This is a genomic window from Paenibacillus sp. D51F, assembly GCF_053345695.1.
In genome coordinates, this window is record NZ_JBKFAO010000004.1 from 248,581 (window position 1) to 272,273 (window position 23,693).

At 59.4% G+C, this 23,693-nt stretch carries 17 protein-coding genes; 1 reads left to right on the forward strand and 16 read right to left on the reverse strand.

The genetic code is table 11. The features are described from left to right. Positions 1–252: 252 nt before the first annotated feature. The 7 genes from ACLBWT_RS10145 to fabZ all read right to left on the reverse strand — a co-directional run bounded on the left by ACLBWT_RS10145 (position 253) and on the right by fabZ (position 12,410). On the reverse strand, positions 253–4,305 hold the full coding sequence (locus ACLBWT_RS10145) for an S-layer homology domain-containing protein (protein ID WP_447662942.1): 4,053 nt from the start codon (positions 4,303–4,305) through the stop codon (positions 253–255). Positions 4,306–4,488: 183 nt separating this feature from the next. Next, positions 4,489–5,610 carry a glycosyltransferase family 4 protein gene (locus tag ACLBWT_RS10150; protein ID WP_048745211.1) on the reverse strand — a complete coding sequence of 374 codons (1,122 nt, stop codon included), beginning with the start codon at positions 5,608–5,610 and terminating at the stop codon, positions 4,489–4,491. A gap of 123 nt (positions 5,611–5,733) precedes the next feature. Beyond that, positions 5,734–6,435, reverse strand: coding sequence for a WecB/TagA/CpsF family glycosyltransferase (locus ACLBWT_RS10155; protein WP_447663110.1), 702 nt, complete (start codon positions 6,433–6,435; stop codon positions 5,734–5,736). A gap of 188 nt (positions 6,436–6,623) precedes the next feature. After that, positions 6,624–7,784 carry a polysaccharide pyruvyl transferase CsaB gene (gene csaB / locus ACLBWT_RS10160; RefSeq protein ID WP_447662943.1) on the reverse strand — a complete coding sequence of 387 codons (1,161 nt, stop codon included), beginning with the start codon at positions 7,782–7,784 and terminating at the stop codon, positions 6,624–6,626. Further along, positions 7,777–9,924 carry a DUF5693 family protein gene (locus ACLBWT_RS10165; RefSeq protein WP_447662944.1) on the reverse strand — a complete coding sequence of 716 codons (2,148 nt, stop codon included), beginning with the start codon at positions 9,922–9,924 and terminating at the stop codon, positions 7,777–7,779. The genes csaB and ACLBWT_RS10165 overlap by 8 nt, the downstream gene beginning before the upstream one ends. Before the next feature lie 204 nt (positions 9,925–10,128). Beyond that, the gene (locus ACLBWT_RS10170; RefSeq protein ID WP_447662945.1) at positions 10,129–11,838 is read right to left on the reverse strand and encodes a phospho-sugar mutase; all 1,710 of its coding nucleotides are present in this window, start codon (positions 11,836–11,838) and stop codon (positions 10,129–10,131) included. A gap of 140 nt (positions 11,839–11,978) precedes the next feature. Beyond that, positions 11,979–12,410 (reverse strand): 3-hydroxyacyl-ACP dehydratase FabZ, encoded by a 432-nt coding sequence (gene fabZ / locus ACLBWT_RS10175; protein ID WP_048746095.1) that lies wholly within the window; start codon positions 12,408–12,410, stop codon positions 11,979–11,981. Between the two features lie 357 nt (positions 12,411–12,767). Between fabZ and ACLBWT_RS10180 the strand changes: the two genes are divergently transcribed. After that, positions 12,768–14,927: an Ig-like domain-containing protein gene (locus ACLBWT_RS10180; RefSeq protein ID WP_447662946.1), complete on the forward strand. Its 2,160-nt coding sequence runs from the start codon at positions 12,768–12,770 to the stop codon at positions 14,925–14,927. Positions 14,928–15,046: 119 nt separating this feature from the next. Here ACLBWT_RS10180 and ACLBWT_RS10185 read toward each other — a convergent pair whose 3' ends face one another. The 9 genes from ACLBWT_RS10185 to ACLBWT_RS10225 form a co-directional block, all read right to left on the reverse strand. Next, complete coding sequence (locus ACLBWT_RS10185) at positions 15,047–15,406, reverse strand: DNA-directed RNA polymerase subunit beta (protein WP_447662947.1); 360 nt, start codon at positions 15,404–15,406, stop codon at positions 15,047–15,049. 81 nt (positions 15,407–15,487) lie between these two features. After that, the gene (locus tag ACLBWT_RS10190; protein ID WP_447662948.1) at positions 15,488–16,315 is read right to left on the reverse strand and encodes a flagellar hook-basal body protein; all 828 of its coding nucleotides are present in this window, start codon (positions 16,313–16,315) and stop codon (positions 15,488–15,490) included. A 13-nt stretch (positions 16,316–16,328) separates the two neighbouring features. Further along, a complete protein-coding gene (locus ACLBWT_RS10195; protein ID WP_447662949.1) occupies positions 16,329–17,189 on the reverse strand; it encodes a flagellar hook-basal body protein in 861 nt (286 codons plus the stop codon). Positions 17,190–17,347: 158 nt separating this feature from the next. Continuing rightward, complete coding sequence (mreB, locus tag ACLBWT_RS10200) at positions 17,348–18,352, reverse strand: rod shape-determining protein MreB (RefSeq protein ID WP_447662950.1); 1,005 nt, start codon at positions 18,350–18,352, stop codon at positions 17,348–17,350. Between the two features lie 138 nt (positions 18,353–18,490). Then, entirely contained in the window at positions 18,491–18,775 is a 285-nt protein-coding gene (spoIIID, locus tag ACLBWT_RS10205; protein ID WP_447662951.1) for a sporulation transcriptional regulator SpoIIID, read from the reverse strand. A 276-nt stretch (positions 18,776–19,051) separates the two neighbouring features. Then, a complete protein-coding gene (locus ACLBWT_RS10210) occupies positions 19,052–19,825 on the reverse strand; it encodes a peptidoglycan DD-metalloendopeptidase family protein (protein WP_447662953.1) in 774 nt (257 codons plus the stop codon). A 92-nt stretch (positions 19,826–19,917) separates the two neighbouring features. Then, positions 19,918–21,120: a stage II sporulation protein D gene (gene spoIID, locus ACLBWT_RS10215; protein ID WP_447662955.1), complete on the reverse strand. Its 1,203-nt coding sequence runs from the start codon at positions 21,118–21,120 to the stop codon at positions 19,918–19,920. 363 nt (positions 21,121–21,483) lie between these two features. Then, positions 21,484–23,013: an ATP-binding protein gene (locus ACLBWT_RS10220; protein WP_447662956.1), complete on the reverse strand. Its 1,530-nt coding sequence runs from the start codon at positions 23,011–23,013 to the stop codon at positions 21,484–21,486. Further along, a complete protein-coding gene (locus tag ACLBWT_RS10225; protein WP_447662957.1) occupies positions 23,010–23,690 on the reverse strand; it encodes a response regulator transcription factor in 681 nt (226 codons plus the stop codon). Before ACLBWT_RS10225 ends, ACLBWT_RS10220 begins: the two co-directional genes overlap by 4 nt. Positions 23,691–23,693: the final 3 nt, after the last annotated feature.

The following is a 23,693-nucleotide window of genomic DNA, read 5'->3' on the forward strand; positions in this document are numbered from 1 at the left end:
AAACGCAGGGCTTTCGCAAAAGTTGCGACTTCCGGGAAATTTTTTGAAAATAACCTTGTCTTGCTGTTATGTATTGCCTTTGTTCGTAAGTTTTGGCTGCAAGCCTAGTATAACTTGGATAACCCCTCGTCGTCGACTCGAAACTTTTTCCATCTCTCGATTTTTGTCGAATTCGGATAAGTCTGTCATTTATGACAGAAGTGCCTGGAAACTCCACATTTCCAGGCACATTCCATCCAATTTCATTGAAGATCAATTGATCTTTGGAAGACGTTTCAGGCTGACCAATACTTTACCCAGAATAATGGAGGAATCGGAACGAAGCAGATTCGCTTGCGGTTCGAATACGCTGCCTTTCTTCGGATCGCTGGAATCGACCGGCGAGCCCTGGATATAGCCTTTCTGGTAAATAGCCAGAACCGAAGCTCGGGCGTAGTAGTCGATCTTGCTGTAATCCTTGAAAGCCTTTTGGAGTGCTTTCTCGATTTTTGCCGGATCCGTCTCCAGCTTGAGCTTGAGCGCACGGGCGAGGATAACCGAGGCGTCCTCGCGCGTCAGATTCCCCGTAGGCTCGAATACCTTCGGCGCCTTGCCGCGGATATAGCCTTCGTTGAAGGCCGTTTCGATATAGCGGTAATCCCACAGTGCGGTGCTCTCGACTCCCACGTCATTGAAGAGCCGCTTGCTTGGATCTGTATTGTAGTTCAGACGGATGGACATCGCCTTCACCATCATCGTAGCGAATTCGCCGCGCGACGTGTACAGGCTGGCTCCGAACTCGTCGTTGCCGGCGGCATTAATGAAGCCTTTGGCATACATCGCTTCCATATAGTTGCGCGCATACGGATGGGACGTAACGTCCAGATAGGAATATTTCATCTGTCCGACCACGTAATAGCCGAACTCCGAGAACGGCACGGTGACCGTGTGCTTCTTGGTGTCGACGACGCCGCCGAGGTTCACCCATTCCGGCTTCTTCGGATCAAAGTGGAAGACCGTAATGAACGTTCCGTTGGCGTCTACTATGTTGGAATCATAGCTCAGAGTCAGCGTCGCTTCCTTGGATGTAACCAGCTCGCGGTTCGCAGGACGGTCCGTGTAGGAAGGCACGTCGGCGGTCGGATACTGGTACGGGTCGATGCCGTACTTAAGAGGATCATAGACGTTGTCGGTCTGCGGATTGTCCGCAAGTCCCGCATCGATCCAGAATACCTTGCCCGCTTTGTTGAAGTTGGGGGAGAAGGTATTGTCGAACATGTTGCCCAGGCTCTCCAGGATCAGGTCGAAATTGGCTGGAGCCTGCTCGAATTCATGCCTATCGATGACGCCGTCGGTTGGATTGGCGATGCCGAACAGCAGGCGGTGCCCGGTGAATACTTGGTTCTTGAGCTTCGCCGGCACGTTGTAGTCGCGGCGGATGAGCGTCGTCGATTTAGGGAAGGCAAGCGTCAGTTCGCCTTCGAATACTTTGTGGGAGCTCTTCATTTCTTCCATATAGCCGGCGCCCGGAATATTGGTCGGAGCATAAGTCACCACGATTGTATCGCTAGTCGTATCGTTGTCGTTGGCGATCGTGAACTTGAGCTTGTTATCGCCAGCCTTGAGTCCGGACACCATGACCCGATATGCGGTCGTATAATCGATGGTCCCGTCATTGTCGGCGTCGAAGGCGATCTTTTCGGCGACCTGCTTGCCTACCGTTACGGTCTTGGCATTAGGAGCGTCGATGACGATCTCCACGTAGTTCTGGTTGACGATGCGCTTGGACGTGAGCGGACGCAGAATCTTGTACGGCAGAGCCGTAGGGTCTACCTCCAGGCGGTAGCTGGCGCGAGCGCCGGCTTCGCCGTTGTTGTAGACATAGAAGTTGTAGACGCTCGATGTGCCGTCCTTGCTGAGATATTGGTCGGTCAGAACCCATGAAAGGCTCTGCGTCTTCAAGTCATAGGTGACGGTAAGCTTCGGCTGCTTGTCCCCTTGCTTGTCGATGGCCCCGATCGTCTTGTTTTCGTTGAGGACGCTCACCGTCTGCTGGTCCTTCGGCAATGTCGCATCGTTGACGACTCGCAGCTCGTTGCTGAGCGTCCAGACAATCGGCTTGGACAGCGTACTGCCGTCAATCTTCAAAATATAGTTGGAGCTGGTGTTGTCTTTAACAATGTTTTCAAGATTGCTTTCGGCTTCGTAGATCGTTGTCCCCAAATCAATAAAGTCAAAGGTGCCGTAAATGTTCATGTACGGTTCCTTGGTCGTGTAGACGCTGCCTTGTTTGGGGAAATTCGGGTCATTCACAAGCGGCGAAACCAACTCGCTGCTGTATGGATAGATGCTGTCCGGAGAGTAAGGAATCTTCGGCAAATTGATTTGTCTCAATAAAATGGTGATGGAATTCTCATAGTTGTTTTTGCCGCCCTTGTATACAAAGCGAAGCGTGAACGCCCCTCCCGCCTTCATAACGGATGCGGCTGTCGCGATGCCGTTTTGGGTAGCAACGAAATTGTTGTCGCTAGCATTTTTAGCGATTTCGATTGGCGTATTGTTGATATACAGGAACATCGTTTGAGCTTTGCCGTCTACCGGACTATATCGTATCTCCGACATGTCGTTCAGATTGCTCAACGTCGCATCGAAGTTTTTGAGTTTATTCTGGATGATATCGTCCAATTGGGTGGACTTGGTCGTGTCATAGGGAATATCCATCGTATCGTAAATGCTCGAGTATTGCAGGTACGGTCCAAAAAGCATATTAAAGGTGACCGAGCCCGCGTCGTTGCCACCCAGCTTGAAAAACAGCGTCTGAGTGCCTTCGAAAGGCAGCTTCTTGACCGCGAGTACGATGCGGGTAAAGGTTTTGTTCACGCCACCGATCGTGCGGGTCACCGTGGAGCTGTCGACTATATTCATCTCAGCGGGGTTGATTGTGCCTTCTTTTCCATTGATATCAAGCACTTTAGCGATAGTCAAGGATTCCTGCGAATAGTTGCCGATCAGCAATTCCATGGCGACAGGAGTGTCGTACAGGCTCGCTCCCGAGAGCGGCTTGCTCGCGAGGTTGAGGTCGGCCGTCGTTTTATATCCCGGAATATAGTTGAATTCGCTGATAAACGGGGCTGTGGCATTCCGAAGCGTGAACTTCAGGTTGTAGACGCCCTGCGTCTCTCCCGCCACCGTATTCATGGCTTCCAGATTGAGATTGTAGGCGCGGTCGAACGAGTAATCACCGGACTTCAGCTTGTCCAGGCCGATGCTGAAGGTATAAGTGTAGAACGCATCTTCTGGAGAATAAGCGTCTTTCGTTACCGTAGGAGTGGCATCAAAGCCGCCTGCAGGAAGCTTCGCTCCGTCCAGACTCGGGAAAATCTTAATTGCTTCCGATGGATTCGGATTGGGAACGGTTTTGCCGTCCACGATCTTTTTGTTGTTCGGAACGATGAGCGTACCTGTAATGGTGGCGTTTGGAAGGTCTGCATTGGTTGTGGAGAAGTTCGGAGAATACTCCAGAGCCGCGCTGCTCTTGCCATCCTTCAGGTTGACGTCGTAGAACGTCACATCTCCGTTGTAGAACGCGATCTCGCGTGTCGTCTCGATCGTCTGGTTGTTGTTCGTCACCTTGATGGTAGCCAGGTTTTTTCCTTTTTTGATCGTCAAAGGAGATATCGTGAATTCGTAGTTGTTGGAAGCTGACACATTATAAGTCCGGCTGGAGCCGTTGACCTCGATCGTCACTTTGGATGCATTCGGCGCGTTGCCTGTAATCGCGATGTCAGCGGAAGTTCTGCCGCGTGAAGCGCCGGATTGAACGACGGTCGTTCCGTTCTCTTTCATCGGGAAAGTGCTGCCATCCAAGCGGGCGGTAAGGTTATAGAAGACCGGACCGTCATGGTACATGACATAGATGGACGTCGAAACCTCGGCGCCGCCCTGGAGGCCTTTGAATGTAATCCGGTTCAGCCCGGAGTAGAGCTGCACATTGTTCACCGTAAGGTTGTAGCCGGACAGGTAGATGCCGCCCTTTACTCCTTCGGTCTTGGCGCCCGTATCATCGTCCGTCGGGTCGTCGGTGCCTTTGAAGTTGACGACTTGAATGACGCTGTACGTAATGCTGGAAGGATCGATGTTGCTGATCGAGCCTTCCAGGCTGATCTTGCCGTTCGTCGTGATGCGGGGGGATTTGGGACTGCTGCTTTCCTTTGCAAACGTGAAGTACCCCGTCGCGGCGGCGCTGGCCGTCTGCGCGGGAAGAGCCGGCATCAGCTGCAGGACCAGGGCCAGCAGCAGGAACATTGCGCTGAATCGTTTTAACACGGGAAGCCTCCTCCATACTCTTTCGGTGTTAGTTGGTGTAGGTAGTTTATCGGAAGAAAGCTGGTAAATTGTTAGGATATTGAGCCCTCACGGAAAAGTATTATTATAATGTAGATAAATTTTTGGCAAATAAAAAAGAGCTTGTCCTTCCGGAGAAGGACAAGCTCTTTGATTGTGGAGTCTTTATTTGCCGCGCTCGTGATGCGGCTTCATGCGCATGCGCGCCAGCAGGTTGAGCAGCGGCCGCTTCGTCTTGTCGACGATGCCGATCAGCTCGGCGCCGATCTGCATCGCGAACACCAGCAGGCTGATGACAACGAAGGTGACCCAGTTGGCTGCGTGGGACTGCACCACGATGGACTGCACGATCGCGCAGGCGCCGAAGAAAGCCGCTACGCCGTAAATGATCAGCACCGTTTTGCGGTGGCTGAAGCCAAGCTCCCGCAGGCAGTGGTGCAGATGCCCCTTGTCGGGAGCGAAGATCGGCCGCTTGTTGACCCAGCGGCGGATGATGGCGAAGAATGTGTCCGCCATCGGCACCCCGATGATCAGGAGCGGCGTCACGAAGGATACGATCGTGACTTGCTTGAAGCCGATCATGGAGAGCGTCGCCAGGCTGAAGCCGAGGAACAGCGAGCCGGAGTCGCCCATGAATATTTTAGCCGGATGGAAGTTGAACACCAGGAAGCCCAGGATGCCTCCGAGCAGCAGGCTGCTCATCAGGATGATCGGCTCGAAGCCGAGGAAGCAGGCCATGATGAGGATCGTGCCGATCGCGATGCCCGATACTCCCGCCGCCAGACCGTCCAAGCCGTCGATCAGGTTGATTGCATTGGTCACGCCGACGATCCAGAAGATCGTCAGCGGGATGCTGAGCCAGGAGGAGATCTCCTGCATATCCTGGCCGAACGGAATGTTCAGCAGGTCGATCTTCACGTCGAAGCCGAAGACGACGACGCAAGCCGCCACGAGCTGGAACATCAGCTTCACCTTGGCCGACAGCTCGAACCGGTCGTCGAGAGCGCCGGTCAGCACGATGATCGTGCCGCCCGCCAGCATCGCGCGAATCAGATTCGTATCGTAGGCGCTCAGCAGCCCTTCCGGAATGAACGGAAGCAGCAGGAAGAACGAACCGATAAAGGCGAGATAGATCGCCAGGCCTCCCAGCCGCGGCATGATGCGCGTATGGACCTTGCGGGCATTCGGCTTGTCGATGGCGCCGATCTTGAACGCGAAGCGCTTGACGAGCGGCGTCAGCGAGACGGCCAGGATCAGAGCGACTGCGAAACCGACGATATAAGTCATTGTGGCATTCACTGGAAATTCAACTCCCCTTCATTACACCGGAATGAATTATAACTCGTTCGAAAAAGAAACTCCAACCCCAATATCAGGGCATTTCGCGCAAATTACGGCGAATTGACGCTTCTAGTAAGGTTTTGTCACCTTTTCCTTCTCCCGAATCACTCTCAGAGCGAATTGCGGCAGAACGAGCATTCTCCGGAACCGCGAAGGCTGCTGCAGAAGGCGGTAAAACCATTCCAGGCGCAGCTTTTGCATGAATACCGGAGCTCTCTTCAAACGGCCGGCGATAATATCGAAGCTTCCTCCGACTCCCATGATGAGAGGAACTCCAAGCTCCTGCTTGTAGCGGGCGATCCAGGGCTCCTGGGTAGAGGCGGAACGGGCCACGTACAGCATATCCGGAGAAAGCGCCTTGATTCGGGCGATGACCTCCGCGTCCTCCTGCTCCCCGAAATAGCCATGATGCGTTCCCGCGATGGTCACGCCCGGATATTGCGCCTTCAGGCGTGCTGCGGCCTCGTCAATGACTTCCTGCGTCGTACCGAGCAGGTAGGCAGACCAGCCGCGCTCCTCGCCTTCCAGGAACAGGCGGTGCATCAGATCGAAGCCCGGCACCCTTTCCCGAACCGGCTGCCCGACATACCCGGCGGCCCAGACGACGCCCGCGCCGTCCGGAACGACAAGCTCGGCTTCCCGCAGCATCCGATGGAAGGCGGGATCCTCGAGCCCCATCATGACCATGATCGGATTCGCCGTGACAACCTGGCAAGGCTGCCCTCTTTCAATAATGTTCGTAAGGTACTCCACGGTTTCGTCCATATCCATGCGGGAAAATGGAACTCCATAAATCGAAACCTTCGGAACGGTCCGCGCCTCCAGCCAGGCGGAAGCCTCGGAGGCGTCCCCGATCGCGTCCGCCAGCGCTTCGGCGGCATCTTCCGGCGCATTCGCTGCCTCGGCCGCTTGCTTGGACGGGTCTATAAAGTTTTTTGTAGTCGACATGGGTCGAACGGTCACCTCTTCGTTTCCTGACGCAGGTACTGGACAATATGTTGCGCCGGCTTGCGGGCCTCCTGCTGAAGCTTGTCGATCGCAGCCGCCTTCTCCGCTCTCCAGCCGTCTCCGCGGTCCAGAAGCCGCTCGGCAGCATCTGCGAAGGCGGCGGCATCCATGGCTTCCGTCGTAGCGATCGGGCGATCGCCGAGGCGGGCCAGAAACTGGTCGATCTTCGGATCATAGCTGAGGCCGAGCATCGGCACGCGGCGGCCGGCCGCGTAGATGAGAGCGTGCAGGCGCATGCCGAGCAGCATGTCGCAGCGGCTGACCTCCAGCAGCATCGCCTGGGGGTCGTCGCCCGGGGCGGCGAGCTCGGCGGAGCTGCCGGCGCCGAGCGTCCCGAGCCGTTCCATGACCTGGCGGGATGCCTCCGCATCCGCCGGGGTGTGGAACGGGAGGAAGCGCAGGCGCACGGGCCGGCGCCGGGCGAGCTCCGCCAGCGCCTCGGCGGCGCGGTCCAGGTCGGCTCCGTCCTTGCGCCAATGGCGCAAGGAGACGCCGACGACCGGCGCGCCCGCCGCAGCGGCGGAGCCGCCGCCTGCCGCTGCCTGCAAGCCTTGCGGCAGCGGCAGGCCCATGACCGGATCGGGCACGACATCGATCCGCTCATGCGGCACGCCCATCCGCGCTAGCAGCGCCGCGGATTCGTCGTCGCGCACGGATACGTACACGCTGCGGGTCATTACATGCCGGATGAGGCCGTCCATCCGGCGGTTCAGCACAGGGCCGATGCCCTGCGCGTAGATGAATACCGGCTTGCCGAGCAGCTGGGCCAGCTTGACGATTCCCGTATAGTAGGGAATCGTCTTGCCGCCCGTCACGTCCTGCAGCAGGCTGCCGCCGCCGCTGATGAGGCCGTCGCAGCTGGCGATGACCTTCATCAGCTCAAGCGGCTTCATGCGATGCGCGGCCTTGACGCCGTACATCTCCGTCGTCCAGGCCGGGTCTCCGGAGAGCACGACAGGATCGATCTCCACGCCCTGGGCTTCCCCCTCGGCGCGAAGAGCGAGCAGGATCGACTTCAGAACCGCTTCGTCGCCGCTGTTGCGGAAGCCGTAGTAGCCGGAGATGACGATCTTCTTGCGGATCGGGGGGAGAGAACCTCCGGTGTTAGCCATTGGCAGCTCTCTCCCGCGGCCAGAATTTTCGTACGAGCCATTCCCCGATCTGCCATACGCCGATCAGGATCAGGCCGATGACGACTCCGATGCCGAGGCCGAGCAGGATGCGGATCAAGGAAATGTGGATAGGCGTATGGATATGCGCGAACGTGTCGACCATGGACAGCTGGCCCATGGAACCTACAATTAGCAATACCCAGGCGGCGCGGTAGCGAAGCGCCAGGAACAAACCCAGCAGCATGAGCGGGTGCGCGAGGAGAAACTCCTTTGTGCGCGGACGAACGCCGAACGTCGTCTCCAGCACGTTGCGGAACATCAGCTCCAGCGAAGAAGCCGTTCCGGCATTGCCCGTGCGCGACAGATAGTACAGCCCAGCCGCGCCGATGACGGCGACCGCGACGCACCACAGAATCGTGATCTGCAGCCCGAGCACCCGCCGCAGGCTGAGCCAGGCCGATTGGCCTGTGAACAGGAACAGGTAGACGGCGGTCAAGCCGATCGGCGCCAGATGGAGCAGGCTTACGCCGCGGAACTGCTCCAGCACGAGGCTGTACGTCATGCTGTTGAGCAGCCCGATCACGATCGGGATGGCCAGCATGCTGATCAGCGAGGTCACGGCCAGGATGCTCAGCGCCATCGTCAGGCGCCGGCCGGCCGAGAGACCATGGAACACCCAGCGCGTGCCGGCTTGCCCGATCCCTCCCAGCATGCCGCTCCAAGGCGACGCCTGGAACGAGCGATCCGTGCCTTCGCCGGCCGCGGAAGCCCATTCGCCTCCGACCGGACGCCGCTGCCCTTCCGTATGGGAGCGGATCCGGTTGATCGCCCAGATCATCGCCAGCGTCGGAGCGCTGATCGCGGCGCCGAGCGCCAATCCCTGCTCCATGAGCGAGCTGTTCAGGACGTAAAGTCCGGCGCTGCCGGCGAGGCCGAGCAGGAAGACGATCAAGGCCAGGCTGTTGAAGAAGGCTCCGGCAAGCAGCGCGATCAGGCTGACCGCCCCGAGGGCGACGACCGCTTTGAGGGCTTTCATCCAGCTTGGATAGGAACGCTCGAACGCATGGGCTTCGCCGGAAGGGAATCCGAACGAATCCAGCTTGGCGATTGCTCCGTCAGGCCCGTCAAGGGACTTGTATAGATTGTCCATCGGATCGGTGACAGCCCCTTTGTCCAGGTTGGCGGAAGGAGCCGCATTCAGATAGAACATGCGGATGTTGCGGTCTTTGGCCGCAAGCAGGAAGCGGTCGGCGATGACGTCCGGCTTCAGGGCGGCAGCGTCTTTGTCCGAGAGGGAGTAAAGCCGCGTAACGTTATAGTGCGTCAGATAGGCCAGCGTATTCAGGCCCGACTGGGGTTTTTTGAGATTTTCGATGGCGGTGATTCCGATTCCGTACTCATTCAGCTTCTGGGCAAAATGAGTCAAAGTCTTGTCGGCCGCCTGATCGGCGAAGCCGGTGACAGCACCGCCGTCGAACAGGATACGGGTGACGCCGAGATTCTTGAACTCGGCAAGCAGCGCATCCACGCGCTCCGGATTGTAAGGAATCCGGTCCGAAAGCCGCGGCAGCAGGCGGAAGCCGGCGTCATGCAGCTCCGTCAGCGCCAGCGGATCGGGAGCCATCGATTTCAGCACCGCCCCGGCCATCGGCGTCTCCAGCACGAGGCCGCGCTTGCCTTCCAGCTCCCACGGACGCACGGCGATGCCGTCGCTTTCGAAGCGTTCGCGGATCATCGGCTCCAGAGCCGCCTGCTCCCTGACTCCTTCAAACAGCAGGTACGTATAGTTCTGTCCGGCAGGCGAAGGCTTGCCCTGCAGCAGAGCCGCCTCCGCCTCGCTGTACAAGCCCAGCCTTCCCGCGTTCTCGAGCTCGTCCAGCCGGCTCTCGAACACCGAAAGCGTACCGACTCCGTGAGACTTCAGCTTCTGAAGCTCGCTTTTGATATAGTCGACCGGACGACTTTGATAGGACGCCACCAGCACGAGATCCGAATAGTCGAACACGTACTCGACCTGCTTGGAGGTCTTCTCCATCTGCCACCGGTTAGCCCCGATGGGTATTGCCGCGATGACGCCGATCAGCGCCAGCGCCCACATGATCCTGCGGGCCGCGCGGTTCCACTGCTGCCACTTCAACACGTTCAAGTTCGCCCCTTATCCACTCATACTTGAAAAGCCGGGCAGGGCGGGTAGACATCACCCGCCCTGCGGCCCTTCACTGAACTTTCCGAGCCGGCTCCCTGCGGGGCGCGGCTCCTCGCTCAATCCCTATACTCTGTGCGGATGCGTCGTCAATTCCGCCCCGCCTCTCCCATCCCTGACGCCTGCTGGAGACCGTTCAGGTCAGGCCATCGCGTCCACTCGCTGCATGACGGAGCTGCGCAGCGCGTTCAGCGCATCCTCCGCAGACTGCAGGGAGTCCCCGCGGACCGCGAAGTAAACTTTGATCTTAGGCTCCGTGCCGGATGGACGCAGCGTGAACCAGGAGCCGTCCTCAAGAATGTACTTGAGCACGTTCTCCTGCGGCAGGCCGTCCAGGCCGAGGCTGTAATCGAGCACCTTCGACACCTTGATGCCGCCGGCTTCGGCCGGGGCTTCCGAACGGAAGCTGTCCATGATGGCCCCGATCTTCTGGACGCCGTCCAGTCCCTTGAGCGTGCGGGACTCCAGACCCTCCAGATAATAGCCGTACTCGCCGTACAGCTCGAGCAGCACGTCATACAGCGTCTTGCCCTGCTGCTTGTAGAAGGCAGCCGCTTCGGCGATCAGCATCGCCGCCACGACGGCATCCTTGTCCCTGGCGTAGGTGCCCGTCAGGTACCCGTAGCTTTCCTCGTAGCCGAACAGGAACGTATACGAGCCCGTCCGTTCGAATTCGGTCATTTTCTCGCCGATGTATTTGAAGCCGGTCAGCGTATTGATGACCTCTGCGCCGTTGGCCTTGGCGATGTCCGAGCCCATCTCGCTCGTCACGATCGTCTTGATGACGGCCCCGTTGGCAGGCAGTTCGCCTCTTTCCCTCAGCTGGCTGAGCACGTAGTGGACCATGATCGCGCCGGACTGGTTGCCGGAGAGAACGACGTATTCGCCTTCGTTGTTCTTCACGACCGCGCCCATCCGGTCGGCGTCCGGGTCGGTGCCGATGATGATGTCCGCGCCTTGCTCCTGCGCCTGCTTGATCGCCAGCGCGAACGCCTCGCGCTCCTCCGGATTCGGACTCTTCACCGTGCTGAAGTAGCCGTCCGGCTGCTCCTGCGACGGCACGACGGCGACCGACTCGATGCCGATCTCCTTGAGCGCGCCGCGGACCGGATGGTTGCCGCTTCCGTGCAGAGGCGTGTAGATCACCTTGATGTCGCGTCCTGCGCCGCGCTTGAGCAGGTCGCGGTTCAGGCTCTGCGCCGCCACAGCTTCGATGAAGTCCCGGTCCGCATCCTCGCCGAGCCACACGAGCAGTCCTTCCTGCTCCGCGTCTTCGCGGGCCATGCGCTTGATCTCGCCGAAGCTCGCCACCTTCTGGATCGCCGCGATCGCCTGCTCGGCCTCATGCGGCACGAGCTGGCAGCCTTCCGGCCCGTAAGCCTTGTAGCCGTTGTACTCCGGAGGATTGTGGCTGGCCGTGATGACGACGCCGCCGCTCGCCCCCAGCGCGCGCACCGCGAAGCTCAGCTGCGGGGTCGGACGCAGCGAAGGGAACAAGTACGTCTTGATGCCGTTGCCGGCCAGGACGAGCGCGGCCTCCAGCGTGAATTCCGGAGAATTGTTGCGGGAATCGTGCGCGATCACGACCGAAGGCTTGTCCGTCTGCCCAAGCAGCCAGTTCGCCAGTCCCTGCGTCGCCTTGCCTACCGTATAGGCGTTGAGGCGGTTCGTGCCGGCTCCCATGACGCCGCGAAGGCCGCCGGTGCCGAACTCGAGATCACGATAGAACCGGTCGGTAATCTCCTTTTCGTCACCCGCGATTCCCCTCAGCTCTTCTTTGGTCGCCTCGTCGATCGTCGGATCCTCGAGCCAGGACTGATAGCGTTGTTGCGCAAGTATCGTTACGGACATGGACTCATCTCTCCCTTGATCTCTGCGTGATCTCATTTAATAAGGCAGGCCCGGTCCGAATATCTTCGTTTTGTTGACGAATTCGGGCTGCATTTTGTTTTGGCATTTTGTTTTGGCATTTTGCTTTCAGCGATAGAAGCCTATTTCGGATCCGTAAGCGCGAACATGATCTCGCCTTCGGCCACGACCTTGTCCCCTACCTTCGCCGTCGCCTGGCCTTTGCCGATGATGCCTTTCAGCCGGGTGATGGTCACCTCAAGCGTCAGCGTATCTCCCGGCACGACCTGGCCGCGGAAGCGGAAGCCGTCGATGCCGGCGAACATGGCGATTTTGCCGCGGTTCGCCTCTACCTTGAGGATGGCGACCGCGCCGACCTGAGCCAGCGCCTCGACGATCAGGACGCCCGGCATGACAGGGAATCCAGGGAAATGCCCGGCGAAGAAAGGCTCGTTCATCGTGACGTTCTTGAGTCCGACGGCCCGTACGCCTTCCTCGACCTCAAGAATGCGGTCGATCAGCAGAAACGGCTGGCGGTGAGGAATAATCTCCATGATTTCATTGATATCCAGCAAAAAAAATACCCCTTCCGCGGGCGAAAGCGCCCTTGTTCGTCAATCGCAGCCCGGGCTGCATGGAACCGGGGCCGGCGGGCTACACTATGCATGTCCTGAGCGAGCCTGCAGGTCGCAAAGGTTGAGATAGGAGGGCAGGAAGCGGACTGAAGCGCCGCCGACTGTCCTTTTTATTGCTCAAAAAAAGGGTCAAAATTCCACCTTCTGCACCTAAATGCCTATGTATATCTTCGTTATTATACCTCCGCAGTGCCAAAAAAAAAACCGCCGCCCTTCCTATTTTCCACCATTTGCTACATATTTCACATCGATATGCCGTTAAAGGAAATATCATGGTTTGCAAAGGAGTGTCTTTCGTTGTCCTACCGCGTTACCAATCGTTCGCTGCTGTCCCTGCTGCTCGCGGCCGTCCTGGCGCTTGCGCTGCTCGCGCCTGCCGCGCATGCCGAAGATACGGTCACCTCGGTCGCGCTGACCGAAGGCTCCAAGCTTTCCCTCACGTACGGGGACGACCCTTACGCGCTTGCGCTGTGGGCGTCCTACTCGGGCTCTTCCGCGACCAAGGATGTCAGCGCTTCGGCCGTATGGTCGACCTCCAGCTCATCCGTCCTGAAGGTCACGGGCGGCGTGCTGACGCCTGCAGCAGCCGGAACCGCGACGATTACCGGCAAGTACAGCGGCTATTCCGCATCGATCTCCGTTACGGTCACCTATCCCTATGCCAAGCTCCAGCTTCTGGCGGAGGACGGCAGCGCCGCTCCATCCACCCTCAAAGTACAGCTCGGGGACGACCTGACATTCGGCGTTGTCGGCAAAAACGGGAATGAATCCAAGGATCTCGCCGACGAAGCCGCCTGGAGCAGCTCCAACACGGCAGCCGCTACGGTCGAGGACGGCAAGGTCACCCTCGTCGCGGCAGGCACGTCCGTCATCAAGGCTTCCTACAGAGGCGTGTCCGCCTCCATTTCGTTAACCGTGTCTTCCCCTTATCAATCGCTCGCTCTGTCGCCAAATTCTCTCATTGATCTTACGGCAGGCGACGAGGCCAAGTCCTTGACCGCGACAGCTTCGCCGGCAGGCGGCGGCACGCCGGTCGATGTGACCATGGATGCTTCCTGGACGACCTCGGCGGCAGCTGTAGCCAAAGTGGATAAAGGCGTCGTGACGCCCGTCGGTCCCGGAACCGCGACGATCACCGCTTCTCTCTACGGATCCTCGGCCACTGTCAGAATCGTCGTGCGAGCAGCCCACGAAGCGCTGAAGCTGAGCGCCTCGGCGGAGCTGAATCTGCTGCTCTCCGACAACCCGCTTCAAGTAACCGCGTCGGCGCTCGATCCGAACAAGGAGCCGGCCGATGTGACGAAGACCGCCGAATGGAGCTCCAGCGAAGTCTTCACCGCTACCGTGGCTGACGGACTCGTCACGCCGAAGGCAGCCGGATCCTCCGTCATCAAGGTGGAGTACAAGGGCCTCTCCAGAACCTTGAACGTCACCGTCTACCCGACGATCCTTTCGATCGAGGCCGGCTCCGAATCGCTGACAAGCATTGCGGGCGACAGCGGCCAGTTGCCGACGGTCACCGGAAAGACGCTGGACGACTCCACGATCGCTGTCGACAAGCTCGTCAGCTGGACATCCGGCGATTCCGATATCATTGTAATCAAGGATGGCAAATGGTCAGCCAAAAAAGCCGGCAAAGCCGTTCTGAAGGCTGCGGTCGGCGGCCTCTCGGCCGAAGTGGAAATGGTCGTGAGCCTGAAGCCGCTGGCGCTTCTCCCGGAGCAGCAGACGATCAGCCTCGTCATCGGCAAGGACACTCCGATTCCGTCTCTGAACGTAACGTATACGGATGGAACGGAAGAAGACGTCACGGCCAAGGCTGAATGGAAAACGACCGGCAGCTCCTTGCTTGTAAAAGGAACGACGCTGCGCGGACTGACCGCTGCGCGGACGTCGCTGACCGCCTCGTACCAAGGCAAGACCGTCTCGCTGCCTGTCGTGATTGAAGAAGAGCTGACCAAGCTCGTGGCGGAGGAATCCTCGATCGTGCTGAATCCCGGCAAAAGCAAGACCGTCAAAGTCACCGGCACGTTCAAAAGCGGCTCGACGAGCTCGCTCGCCTCGAAAATGACATGGACCGTCGACAATGACGACATCGCGAGCTTCAAAGGCAGTTCCATCAAAGGCCTCAAGCTCGGAACGGCCAAGCTCACCGGCACCTATCAAGGCAAGAGCATCACCTTGACGATCGCAGTCAAGCCGAAGCTGAAGAGCCTCGTCCTGTCGGACAAAACCTTGCAGCTTGCTCCCGGAGCTTCCGCGCCCCTGAAGCTCAAGGCATTCTACGACAACGGCACGCAGGCGGAAGTCACCGCGGGGGCTGTCTGGACTTCCAGCAAGGAAGCCGCGGCGACCGTTTCCACAGGCGGAGCCGTCACCGCCACCGCCAAAGGCACGGCTACGATCAAGGCCGCATTTGAAGGCAAGACCGTAAGCGTAAGGGTCACCGTAAAATAAAGCCGCATGTACGAAAGCCGGAGCGAAGGCACGCAATTGCCTTTGCTCCGGCTTTTTTTGCCATGGCTTTGAATCGATGGCCATAAAAAAATCCGGCCCCGAAAGGAGGCCGGATACATCTAGGAATCAGCGAAGATAAGGTCGTAAATATGCCTGTAGACGCCAAAGTCGAATGCATCGTCCATGCTTCCCTTGCCCAGGACGACGAAGCCCAGATAAAGGCCGCCTGTCAAGGCGCCGACGAACAGCGCCAGCACGATGACCTTGCGGGCGAACCACCATGCGGTGAACCCGCTGCGCCGCTTCGGCTTTGCCTTGGATTTGGTCTTGGCTGCTGCCGGAGCGTCCGGCGAAGAGGGTTCTGTCTCCCGGTCCCGCGTAGCTTGGCTGCCGCTCGGACGGGAACTCTCTGCCGGACGGGACGCCGCCCCGCCTCCCGACATTCGGGTCTGGGATTCATTCTGCACCATGGTCATCATCCTATTCCTCCGGAAGAGAATCCTTCCGTAATCTATTGCGCGGCAGATCCCCACCGCGCCGCAGCATGGAGGAACAGGAATCTAGCCGCGCATGTTGTTGGCCATGCCCAGCATCGAATCGGCGGAGGTCAGCGCTCTGGCGCTCAGCTGATAAGCCCTCTGCACGTTAAGAAGCTCGGTCATCTCATCCACGACGTTGACGTTGGATTGCTCGACATACCCTTGGCGGACAGCGATTCCGCTGTCGGGACCGGCTGCGGCGCCGGTCAGCACGTCGCCTGCCGCAAGTCCGTCCGGGACGACAAATAGGTTGTCCTCCACCGGGGTAAGCAGTTCGGGGCGAGCTGGAGATACAAGGCTCAGCTGCCCGAGATTCTCGCGGGTTCCATCTGCATGCACGCCTTCCACGACGCCTTCGCCGCTGATCTGCAGCGTGACGCCGGCTGGAACGACGATCGGTCCAGGCTGGCCTGCACCTCCCCGAGTGCCGAGAACAGGATACCCCGCTTCTGTCGCCAGTATCGTATCACCGTTGCCTCTCACCGTCAACTGGAAGGCGCCGCTGCGGGTATAGGCCGTTTTGCCGTCCGCCTCCACCTGGAAGAGCGCATTTCCTTCGATGGCCAGATCCGTAGCGGTGCCGGTCTCCTTGAGCGAGCCTTGGGTCATGTCAGGTCCAAGCTGCAGGAAACGGGCGCCCCAGCCCTGGTTGAAGCCCATCGGTCCGATGCGGCCGTCCTTGCGGAACGCCTCGGGCTGCTGCTTGGCGTTCGTGAGCAGATCCTCGAACGTGCCTTGCTTGCGTTTATAGCCTGCCGTATTCACGTTGGCGATATTCTCGGCCAGCAGGTCAAGCCGCTGCTGCAGAGCATTCATCGTCACCGACGCATTGATTATCGATCCGTTCATCTACCGTTCCTCCTCACACCTTGCCGACTTCGTTGACGGCCTTCTCCAGGCTCTTGTCGTAATACTGGACGACCTTCTGATTCGCCTCGTAGGCCCTCAGAGCGCCCATCATATCCACCATCGCCTGGGTGGCGTCGACGTTGGACCGCTCCGTATATCCCTGACGGACTTCCACTCCGTCCGCCGCCGTCGCCGGAGCCGCGCCGCCCTGCCCGTCAAGACGGAACTTGCCGTCTCCTTCGCGGATCAGGTCCTGGACGCGGTCGACTCTCGTAATCAGCAGCGATCTGCCTGTAGCCGCTCCGTCAGCATCCATGAAATCGTAGGCGCCGTTCAGCTTGAGAGAATCCATGGAAGTACCGGCCGGGAATGTCACCGGACGGCTGTTCTTGCCGAGCACGGCCGAGCCGTCCGCAGTAAGCAGGGAACCGTCGGCCGCCAAGTGGAATTGTCCGCCTCTCGTGTATCGGGTTTGTCCGTCCGCATCCTGCACGGTGAAGTAGGCCTGCGGCCTGTACGTCACCGTTCCGTCTTCGGCAACGGATTTGCCGGAGGCGTCGAACACGGTTCCTGCCACCTCGATATTGGAGGCGATGGCGAAGTCGGATGCCCGATCCGTCTTGTTGAGATCGCCCTGCACCTGCAGCGCGATGCTTTCCTCTGCCAGCACTCCGGTGCTGAGGCGTCCGATCCGGCGCGACGGCTCATCGTTCTTGCCGGTCATGGACAGCAGCATGTCCGGAAAGGAACGGTTCAGCGCATTGCTCTGCTTATATCCCGTCGTGTTGAGATTGGCGATATTCGTCGTTACCGTGTCATGCACGCGCTGCTGGGCTACCATGCCTGCCGCTGCCGTGTACAATCCTCTGAGCATCCGGTTCTCCCCTTGCCTGTATGATGAAAGATTGAAAGGATGAAAGTCTTATTGTTATATCGGCAGCAGCTGCCCATCCATGAAGAGCGGCCCGCCCTTCGCGCTCCGCAGCTCCGGGAGGAGCGGCTCGCGAGGGGCGGGCCTTCAGTCGCCGGACACTAGAAGCGCGACTTCTTGCGCGACATCCGGTCCAGATGGTCCAGCATGAATCCGGTGCCTTTCACGACGCAGTGCATCGGATCTTCGGCGACGAGCACCGGCACCTTGAGCTCGTCCGCCATGAGCAGGTCCAGCCCGTCAAGCAGGGCGCCTCCGCCGGTCAGAATGACGCCGCGGTCGATGATGTCCGCCGACAATTCGGGAGGCGTGCGCTCCAGCACGGACTTGGCGGCAGCCACGATGGAGGCGACGGAATCGTGCAGCGCTTCCCGGACCTCCTCCGAGTGGATGGAGATTGTCCGCGGAAGCCCTGTCACCATATCGCGGCCCCGGATATCGATGGCCTCGCTGCGTCCGCCTGCGTATACCGATCCGATGCGCTTTTTGATGTTCTCGCTTGTCCGTTCTCCGACCAGGAGCTTGTACTTCGCCTTGATGTAGCGGGCGATATCGGAATCGAACGTATCGCCGGCTACCTTGATCGAGGAGGAAGTCACGATATCGCCCATGGACAGGACGGCCACATCCGTCGTGCCCCCGCCGATATCGACGACCATATTGCCGCTAGGCTGATAAATGTCCATTCCAGCTCCGATCGCGGCCGCCTTGGGTTCTTCTTCCATATAGACTTCTTTGGCACCGCAGCGCTCGGCCGCTTCCCGAATCGCCTTCTGCTCCACCGACGTAATATTGGTAGGAGCGCAAATGAGAATACGCGGACGGCTGTACCAGCTCCGTCCGCCGATGCGGTCAATGAAAGCCTTGAGCATCATTTCCGTAATTTCGAAGTCCGCGATGACTCCATCCCGAAGCGGGCGGATGGCGACGATATTTCCCGGTGTCCGGCCGACCATCCGGTACGCCTCGTCCCCGACGGCCAGCACCCGCTTGGTGCCGGTTTCAACGGCGACTACGGACGGCTCGTCGAGCACGACGCCTCTGCCTTTTACATGAATGGACACGTTGGCGGTGCCCAGATCGATTCCGATATCCTTGCTCAGCATACGTCCGAAGTCCCCTAACGAATAATGTGGAAGTTCATACCCCCATTATTCGCTAATAACCTCGTTTTTCCTCTGATTTTGTCAAAAAATTTTACCAAAAGGCCTCCCTTGGAAGAGGAGGCCGGAATGCGGCCGTTTTTACCGTTTTCCTGCGGCCAGCACCTCGCGGCGCTTGGTGCTTTTCTTGTACTTGATCTTGGTCGCCTCGCCGCCCCTGAGATGGCGGATCGACTTATGGTACTCCAGGATGTGCTTCACTTGATCGGCTAGATCGGGATTGATTTCCGGCAGCCGCTCGGTGAGGTCCTTGTGCACCGTGCTCTTCGATACCCCGAACTCCTTGGCGATCGTGCGCACCGTATGCCTGGTCTCCACGATGCACCGGCCAATCTTGATGGTCCGCTCTTTGATGTAATCGTGCACGTTCCCGCCTCCCTAACTCGTTTTAAGATTGGTACATTATATGAGAGGGGCGGGTAGATATTCTTTGTGGCCAAGCACTAGGTACTAAAACCGTCCAATTTGTTCGCAAATGACCTCGCGGCGGGAAGCCCGAGCCTTGCAAACAGCCCCGGCATCCGCATGGCGAAGAATGCCTGGACAAAGGAGCTGCGGAGAAAAAAAACGATGTCGCAGCCGTCTTTTTTTATTCCAAGCAAAAAAATCCCCGAAGCCGAGGCTTCAGGGATGTGGAACCGCTTATTCGGAATCGTCGCCAGATGCGGCGCTGCTGTCCTGACTCGCTGCCGGAGCGAGCTCGGGCAGGACCGAGTTCGGATTGACATGCTCGTTGTTCTTGAGGAGCGCGAAATGCAGGTGTACGCCCAGATCTTTCTGCAGCTCGTTCTTGCCTGCCTTGCCGATCACCGTGCTTTGCTTGACGTCGTCGCCTTGCTTGACCGTCACATCCGTCAGGCTTTGGTAGACGGAGACGTATCCGCCCGAATGAGTGATCTCCACGACCGTGCCGTTGGTCGGCTGATCCTGCACCAGCGTCACTTTGCCGCTCAGGACGGCCTGCACGTCGAACGGCTGGTCATCGCTGCGGGCCAGATCGATGCCGGTGTTGGCGGAGAACGTGTTGCCCTGCTCCACCATCGCGGCATCCTGCTCGGCAGGAGTCGCGGCGGCATCGAAGTAGCCGCGCTTCACCGTGACGTCAGCCGTGCTGGCTACCGGCCATTTTGCCGTCTCGCCAGGCACCGGCTTCACTGTCACCGGCTCCGGCTGCTGCTCTCCGCCTTGCGCCACTGCAGTCGTATCGGGGGTCTCGGCCGTCGAAGCCTTCTTGTCGTCTCCCTGATAGAGCCACATGACGGTTACGATGATTGCTGCCGCGGCGACGAACAGTGCCGGAGAGATCCACTTGCGCGACAGGGTCTTCTTGTAAGCTGAAGATGGAGCGGAGTTTCTTCCTCCCAGATTTGGTTTAGGAGGCTCTTGCTTTTGGTTTTTTTGATCTTGTTCATTCATTTTCTATCACCTCACTAGCCATTGTTGCCGGATCAGCTAGGTTTATACGTAGGGCGATAGAGAATTTGCGAGGAGCGAGGAAGATTCGCTTCCTAGCTGCTCATGCGGGGGAGATCGTTCTCTCTCACGACCGCGGTTCCGGTATAGTAGTGGGACAGAATCTGGTAGGCGGTGCTGCCCTTCTTCGCCATGCCGTCGGCGCCCCACTGGCTCATCCCGACTCCATGCCCGTAGCCATAAGTCGTGATCTCGATATTTTTGCCGCTGATCTTCCAGGTGAATTGGGAGGATGCGAGTCCCAGCTTCTCCCGGGCTTCGCGGCCCGTGAACGTGGCGTCTCCTGCTGCCAGCTCGCGGATCCTTCTGCCGTCCGTCGTATCGAGCACCCGCAAGCTGCGAGCCGGCGTGCTGCCGCTGAGGCCGAGCTTCCGGTAGAAGGACGCCAGCGGCATCGTCGTCGTCTCCTTGTACTCCGGAGACAGGGACTTGTCCCACGGGCTGGCCACGCTGCGGAGATAGGGAAGGCTGGCATCCCAGTAATCCTCTGAATTTTCGGTATAACCGTTGCTGGTGGAAAAGAACAAAGCCTGAATCGGGCTTCCCTGATAGGTGACGATTTCCCCCCTCGTCCCTTGGACGGCTTCGTTCAGCTTCGTCAGATTCGTCTCCCGCTCCTTGCCGCTCCAGCGGGCAAGCAGCTGCTTCATCGGAACGTAGACCTGATGGGCGGTCGTGTCCGTGACATCCGCCCCCTTCACCGGCATGCCGCTATCATCGCCGGAAGCGAGCCGCCTGACGATATACGTGCGGGCGGCGATCGCCTGCGCCTTGAGCGCTTCCGGCTCGAAGGAGATCGGCATCTCGCCGGCGATGACGCCGCGGATATACGTCTCCATCGGCACCTTCTCAATGCGCTTCTCCTTCGTCACATAGACGCGCACCTGGGTCAGATCCAGCGCCGTCAGCTTCTTCGGCCCGGAAGAAGGCTGCGGCGCCGATTGCTCCGTTCGGGCCGGAGAACCGTCGCCAGCGGATCCGCCGGCGCCAATTCCGGGTGCTTGTCCCCCATCTGCCGACCCCGCAGCACCGCCAGCCGCTTCGTCGGCGGCTGCCTGCCCGGTCTGCTGCTCGGGAGCGTTGCCGCCCGGCAGCTCCGGGCCGGCCGCTTCCGGCCCCGGAATCAATGCTTGCTCCTGCTGCCGGACATTCGGCTGGCCATCATGCGACTTGGCGACGATAAGTCCCGGAATCAGGATCGCCGCCGCCGTAAGGACGCTTACCGAAGCCAGCGCCATTCCCGACATCCCCTGTCCTTCCGTTCCTCTACCGAAAGGCTTTCCTCGCAGATTCGTCCTCCTCGTTCCTATCGCGCGCTTCTTCATCCTTGATGGTTTCCCTCCTCTATTTCCCTGCCAAGGCAAATGCTCATGACCCGTCTCTAAAGACTATGAGCCGAGAAGCATAGAATAGAACCGCCGATAGGCCGCTTGAGAGGCGTCCCGCGAGAAACGAAAAAGCGATGCCGGATGGCATCGCTGCGGAAAGCCCTGCTGCCGGGCCGGGCCTGACGGCGCTTGGACATGCTGACATGCAGCCGGCAGATCAAGGCTTCCAGGTGAAGAGATAACGGAATGCCCTGCTCTTGCCGGCTCAAGGCTTCAATCCTTAGGCTCGGTAGTTGCCGCTGCATATACCCTTCCGCCAGCCGCGCGCTGGAGGCAGAAGGAGAAGGAGCTGCCCCGACCCTGCTCGCTGCTGACCGCGATGCGGGATCCGTGCGCATCCAGGATATGCTTGACGATCGACAGCCCGATGCCCGTGCCGCCGCGTCCGGAGCGGGCTTCATCCGTCTTGTAGAACCGCTCCCAGATGCGCTCCGTCTCCTCCGGCGACATGCCGATTCCTTCATCCCTTACCGTCAGGCAGGCTTGCTCCTCCTGCGCGTCAAGCGTCACATAGACCGTGGACCCTTGCGGAGAGAACGCCATGGCGTTCTGGATCAGATTGACCATCACCTGCTCCAGGCGGTGGGCGTCGCCTACGACCATCACCTTGCCGCTGCCGATGACAAGCTCATCGCCGGCTTCCTCGACTCCCTGCCTGCTCCATTCCTCCGCAGCCTGACCAGACTCGGAATCGACCCGGCCCTTGATCTCGTACCGGACTCCGTGATGCCGGAAGGTGGATTCCATCCGCGCCAGCAGCAGCCTCACCGTCTCGGCCAGATCGAACTCCGCGGGCTGCACGTCGAATTGGCCGGACTCGATCTTGGACATGTCGAGCAGATCGTTCACGAGCTTCATCAGCCGGACGGTCTGCTCCTGGGTGATATGCAAATAGCGGTCCGCCTTCTCCCCCGGTATCGTTCCGTCCAGAATCGCCTCCACATAACCATGGATGGACGTCAGCGGAGAGCGGAGATCATGCGAGACGTTGGCGAGAAAGTCGCGACGGGTCTGTTCCAGCGCTCCGAGGTCTTCCGCCATGCGGTTGAGCGAGCCGGCCAACCGGCCGAGCTCGTCGGGGGAGGCATCGCGGATCGGCGTCTCGAAGTCTCCCTTGGCGAAGCGCTCCGCGCCGAGGCTCATGCTGCGGATCCGCGTCGTCATGTAGCGGGAGAACAGCCAGGAGAATACCGCCGATACGGCCAGCGCGACGGCGATGGCCAGCCAGCTCAGATTCTGCCAGCGGCGGAAGTCCCGCTGAAAGCCGGTCGAGAGCGAGACGACATAGCGGTCGATCGAAGGCACGTACTGGGAGCTCACGATCCATTTGCCGGACTCGTTCTCGATCATCTGGGAGCGGAACTGGCCGCTGGAGCCGATATCGGCCTCGCTGATGATGGACTTGATCTCGCTTCCGGGCAGCGGCACGTCTCCGACCTGCATATAGCGGCCGCTGCTGTCGATGACGAGAATGCTCTTCATCTGCGGAGGCACGACGACCTTGAGCGCCGTGCTGACCATGCTCTCGGTCCATCTCTCGGATGCGGCCGTTTCCAGCAGCTTGACCGTCCGCCGCAGCTCCGCCCCTTCCATGCCCTGCTGCCGGTCGAACATATCGCGCCGGACCAGCTGCGTCGAAACGAGGTTGTACACGAGGAACGTCACGCCGAGGATGGAGAGCGAGATGATCAGCACTTTGGCGAATATCGTATTGAGCCCGAGCCTAGCGGCCAGACGGCTCATGGCTGGACCTCGAACTTGTAGCCGACGCCGCGCACGGTGGCGATGCGCCAGGACCGATGCTCGCCGATCTTGTCCCGGATGCGCTTGATATGCACGTCGACCGTATTGGAATCGCCGAAATAATCCATGCCCCAGATCTGCTGGAGCAGCTCCTCGCGGGTGAACACCTTGCCCGGCCGGGAAGCCATGCAGTAGAGCAGCTCGACCTCCTTCGGAGCGCTCCCGACATCCTGCCCGCGCACCGTCACGCGGTATTCGTTCACGTCGACGACGAGATCCGGGAAAGCCGCCTGTTCCTTGTACAAGGTCGGATGCGTCCGCTTCAGGACGGCCCGGATCCGGGCCAGCAGCTCCTTCGGATCGAACGGCTTGACGAGGTAATCGTCCGCTCCCATGGAAAAGCCCTTCAGCTTGTCGTAGCCGTCCCCTTTGCCTGTCAGGAAAATGATCGGCACCGTGCTGGTCTGCCGGATCTCCTCGCATACGCTCCAGCCGTCGCGGCCCGGCATCATGATATCCAGGACGACGAGATCGGGGATCTGCTCGTAGAACTTCCTGAGCCCGGCAGCGCCGTCGCCCGCCGTCGCGTACTGGAAGCCGTATCGCTGCAAGTACAGCTCCAGCAGATCGCTGATCAGGGAATCGTCTTCTATGATCAAGATATAAGGCATTTTCATCTG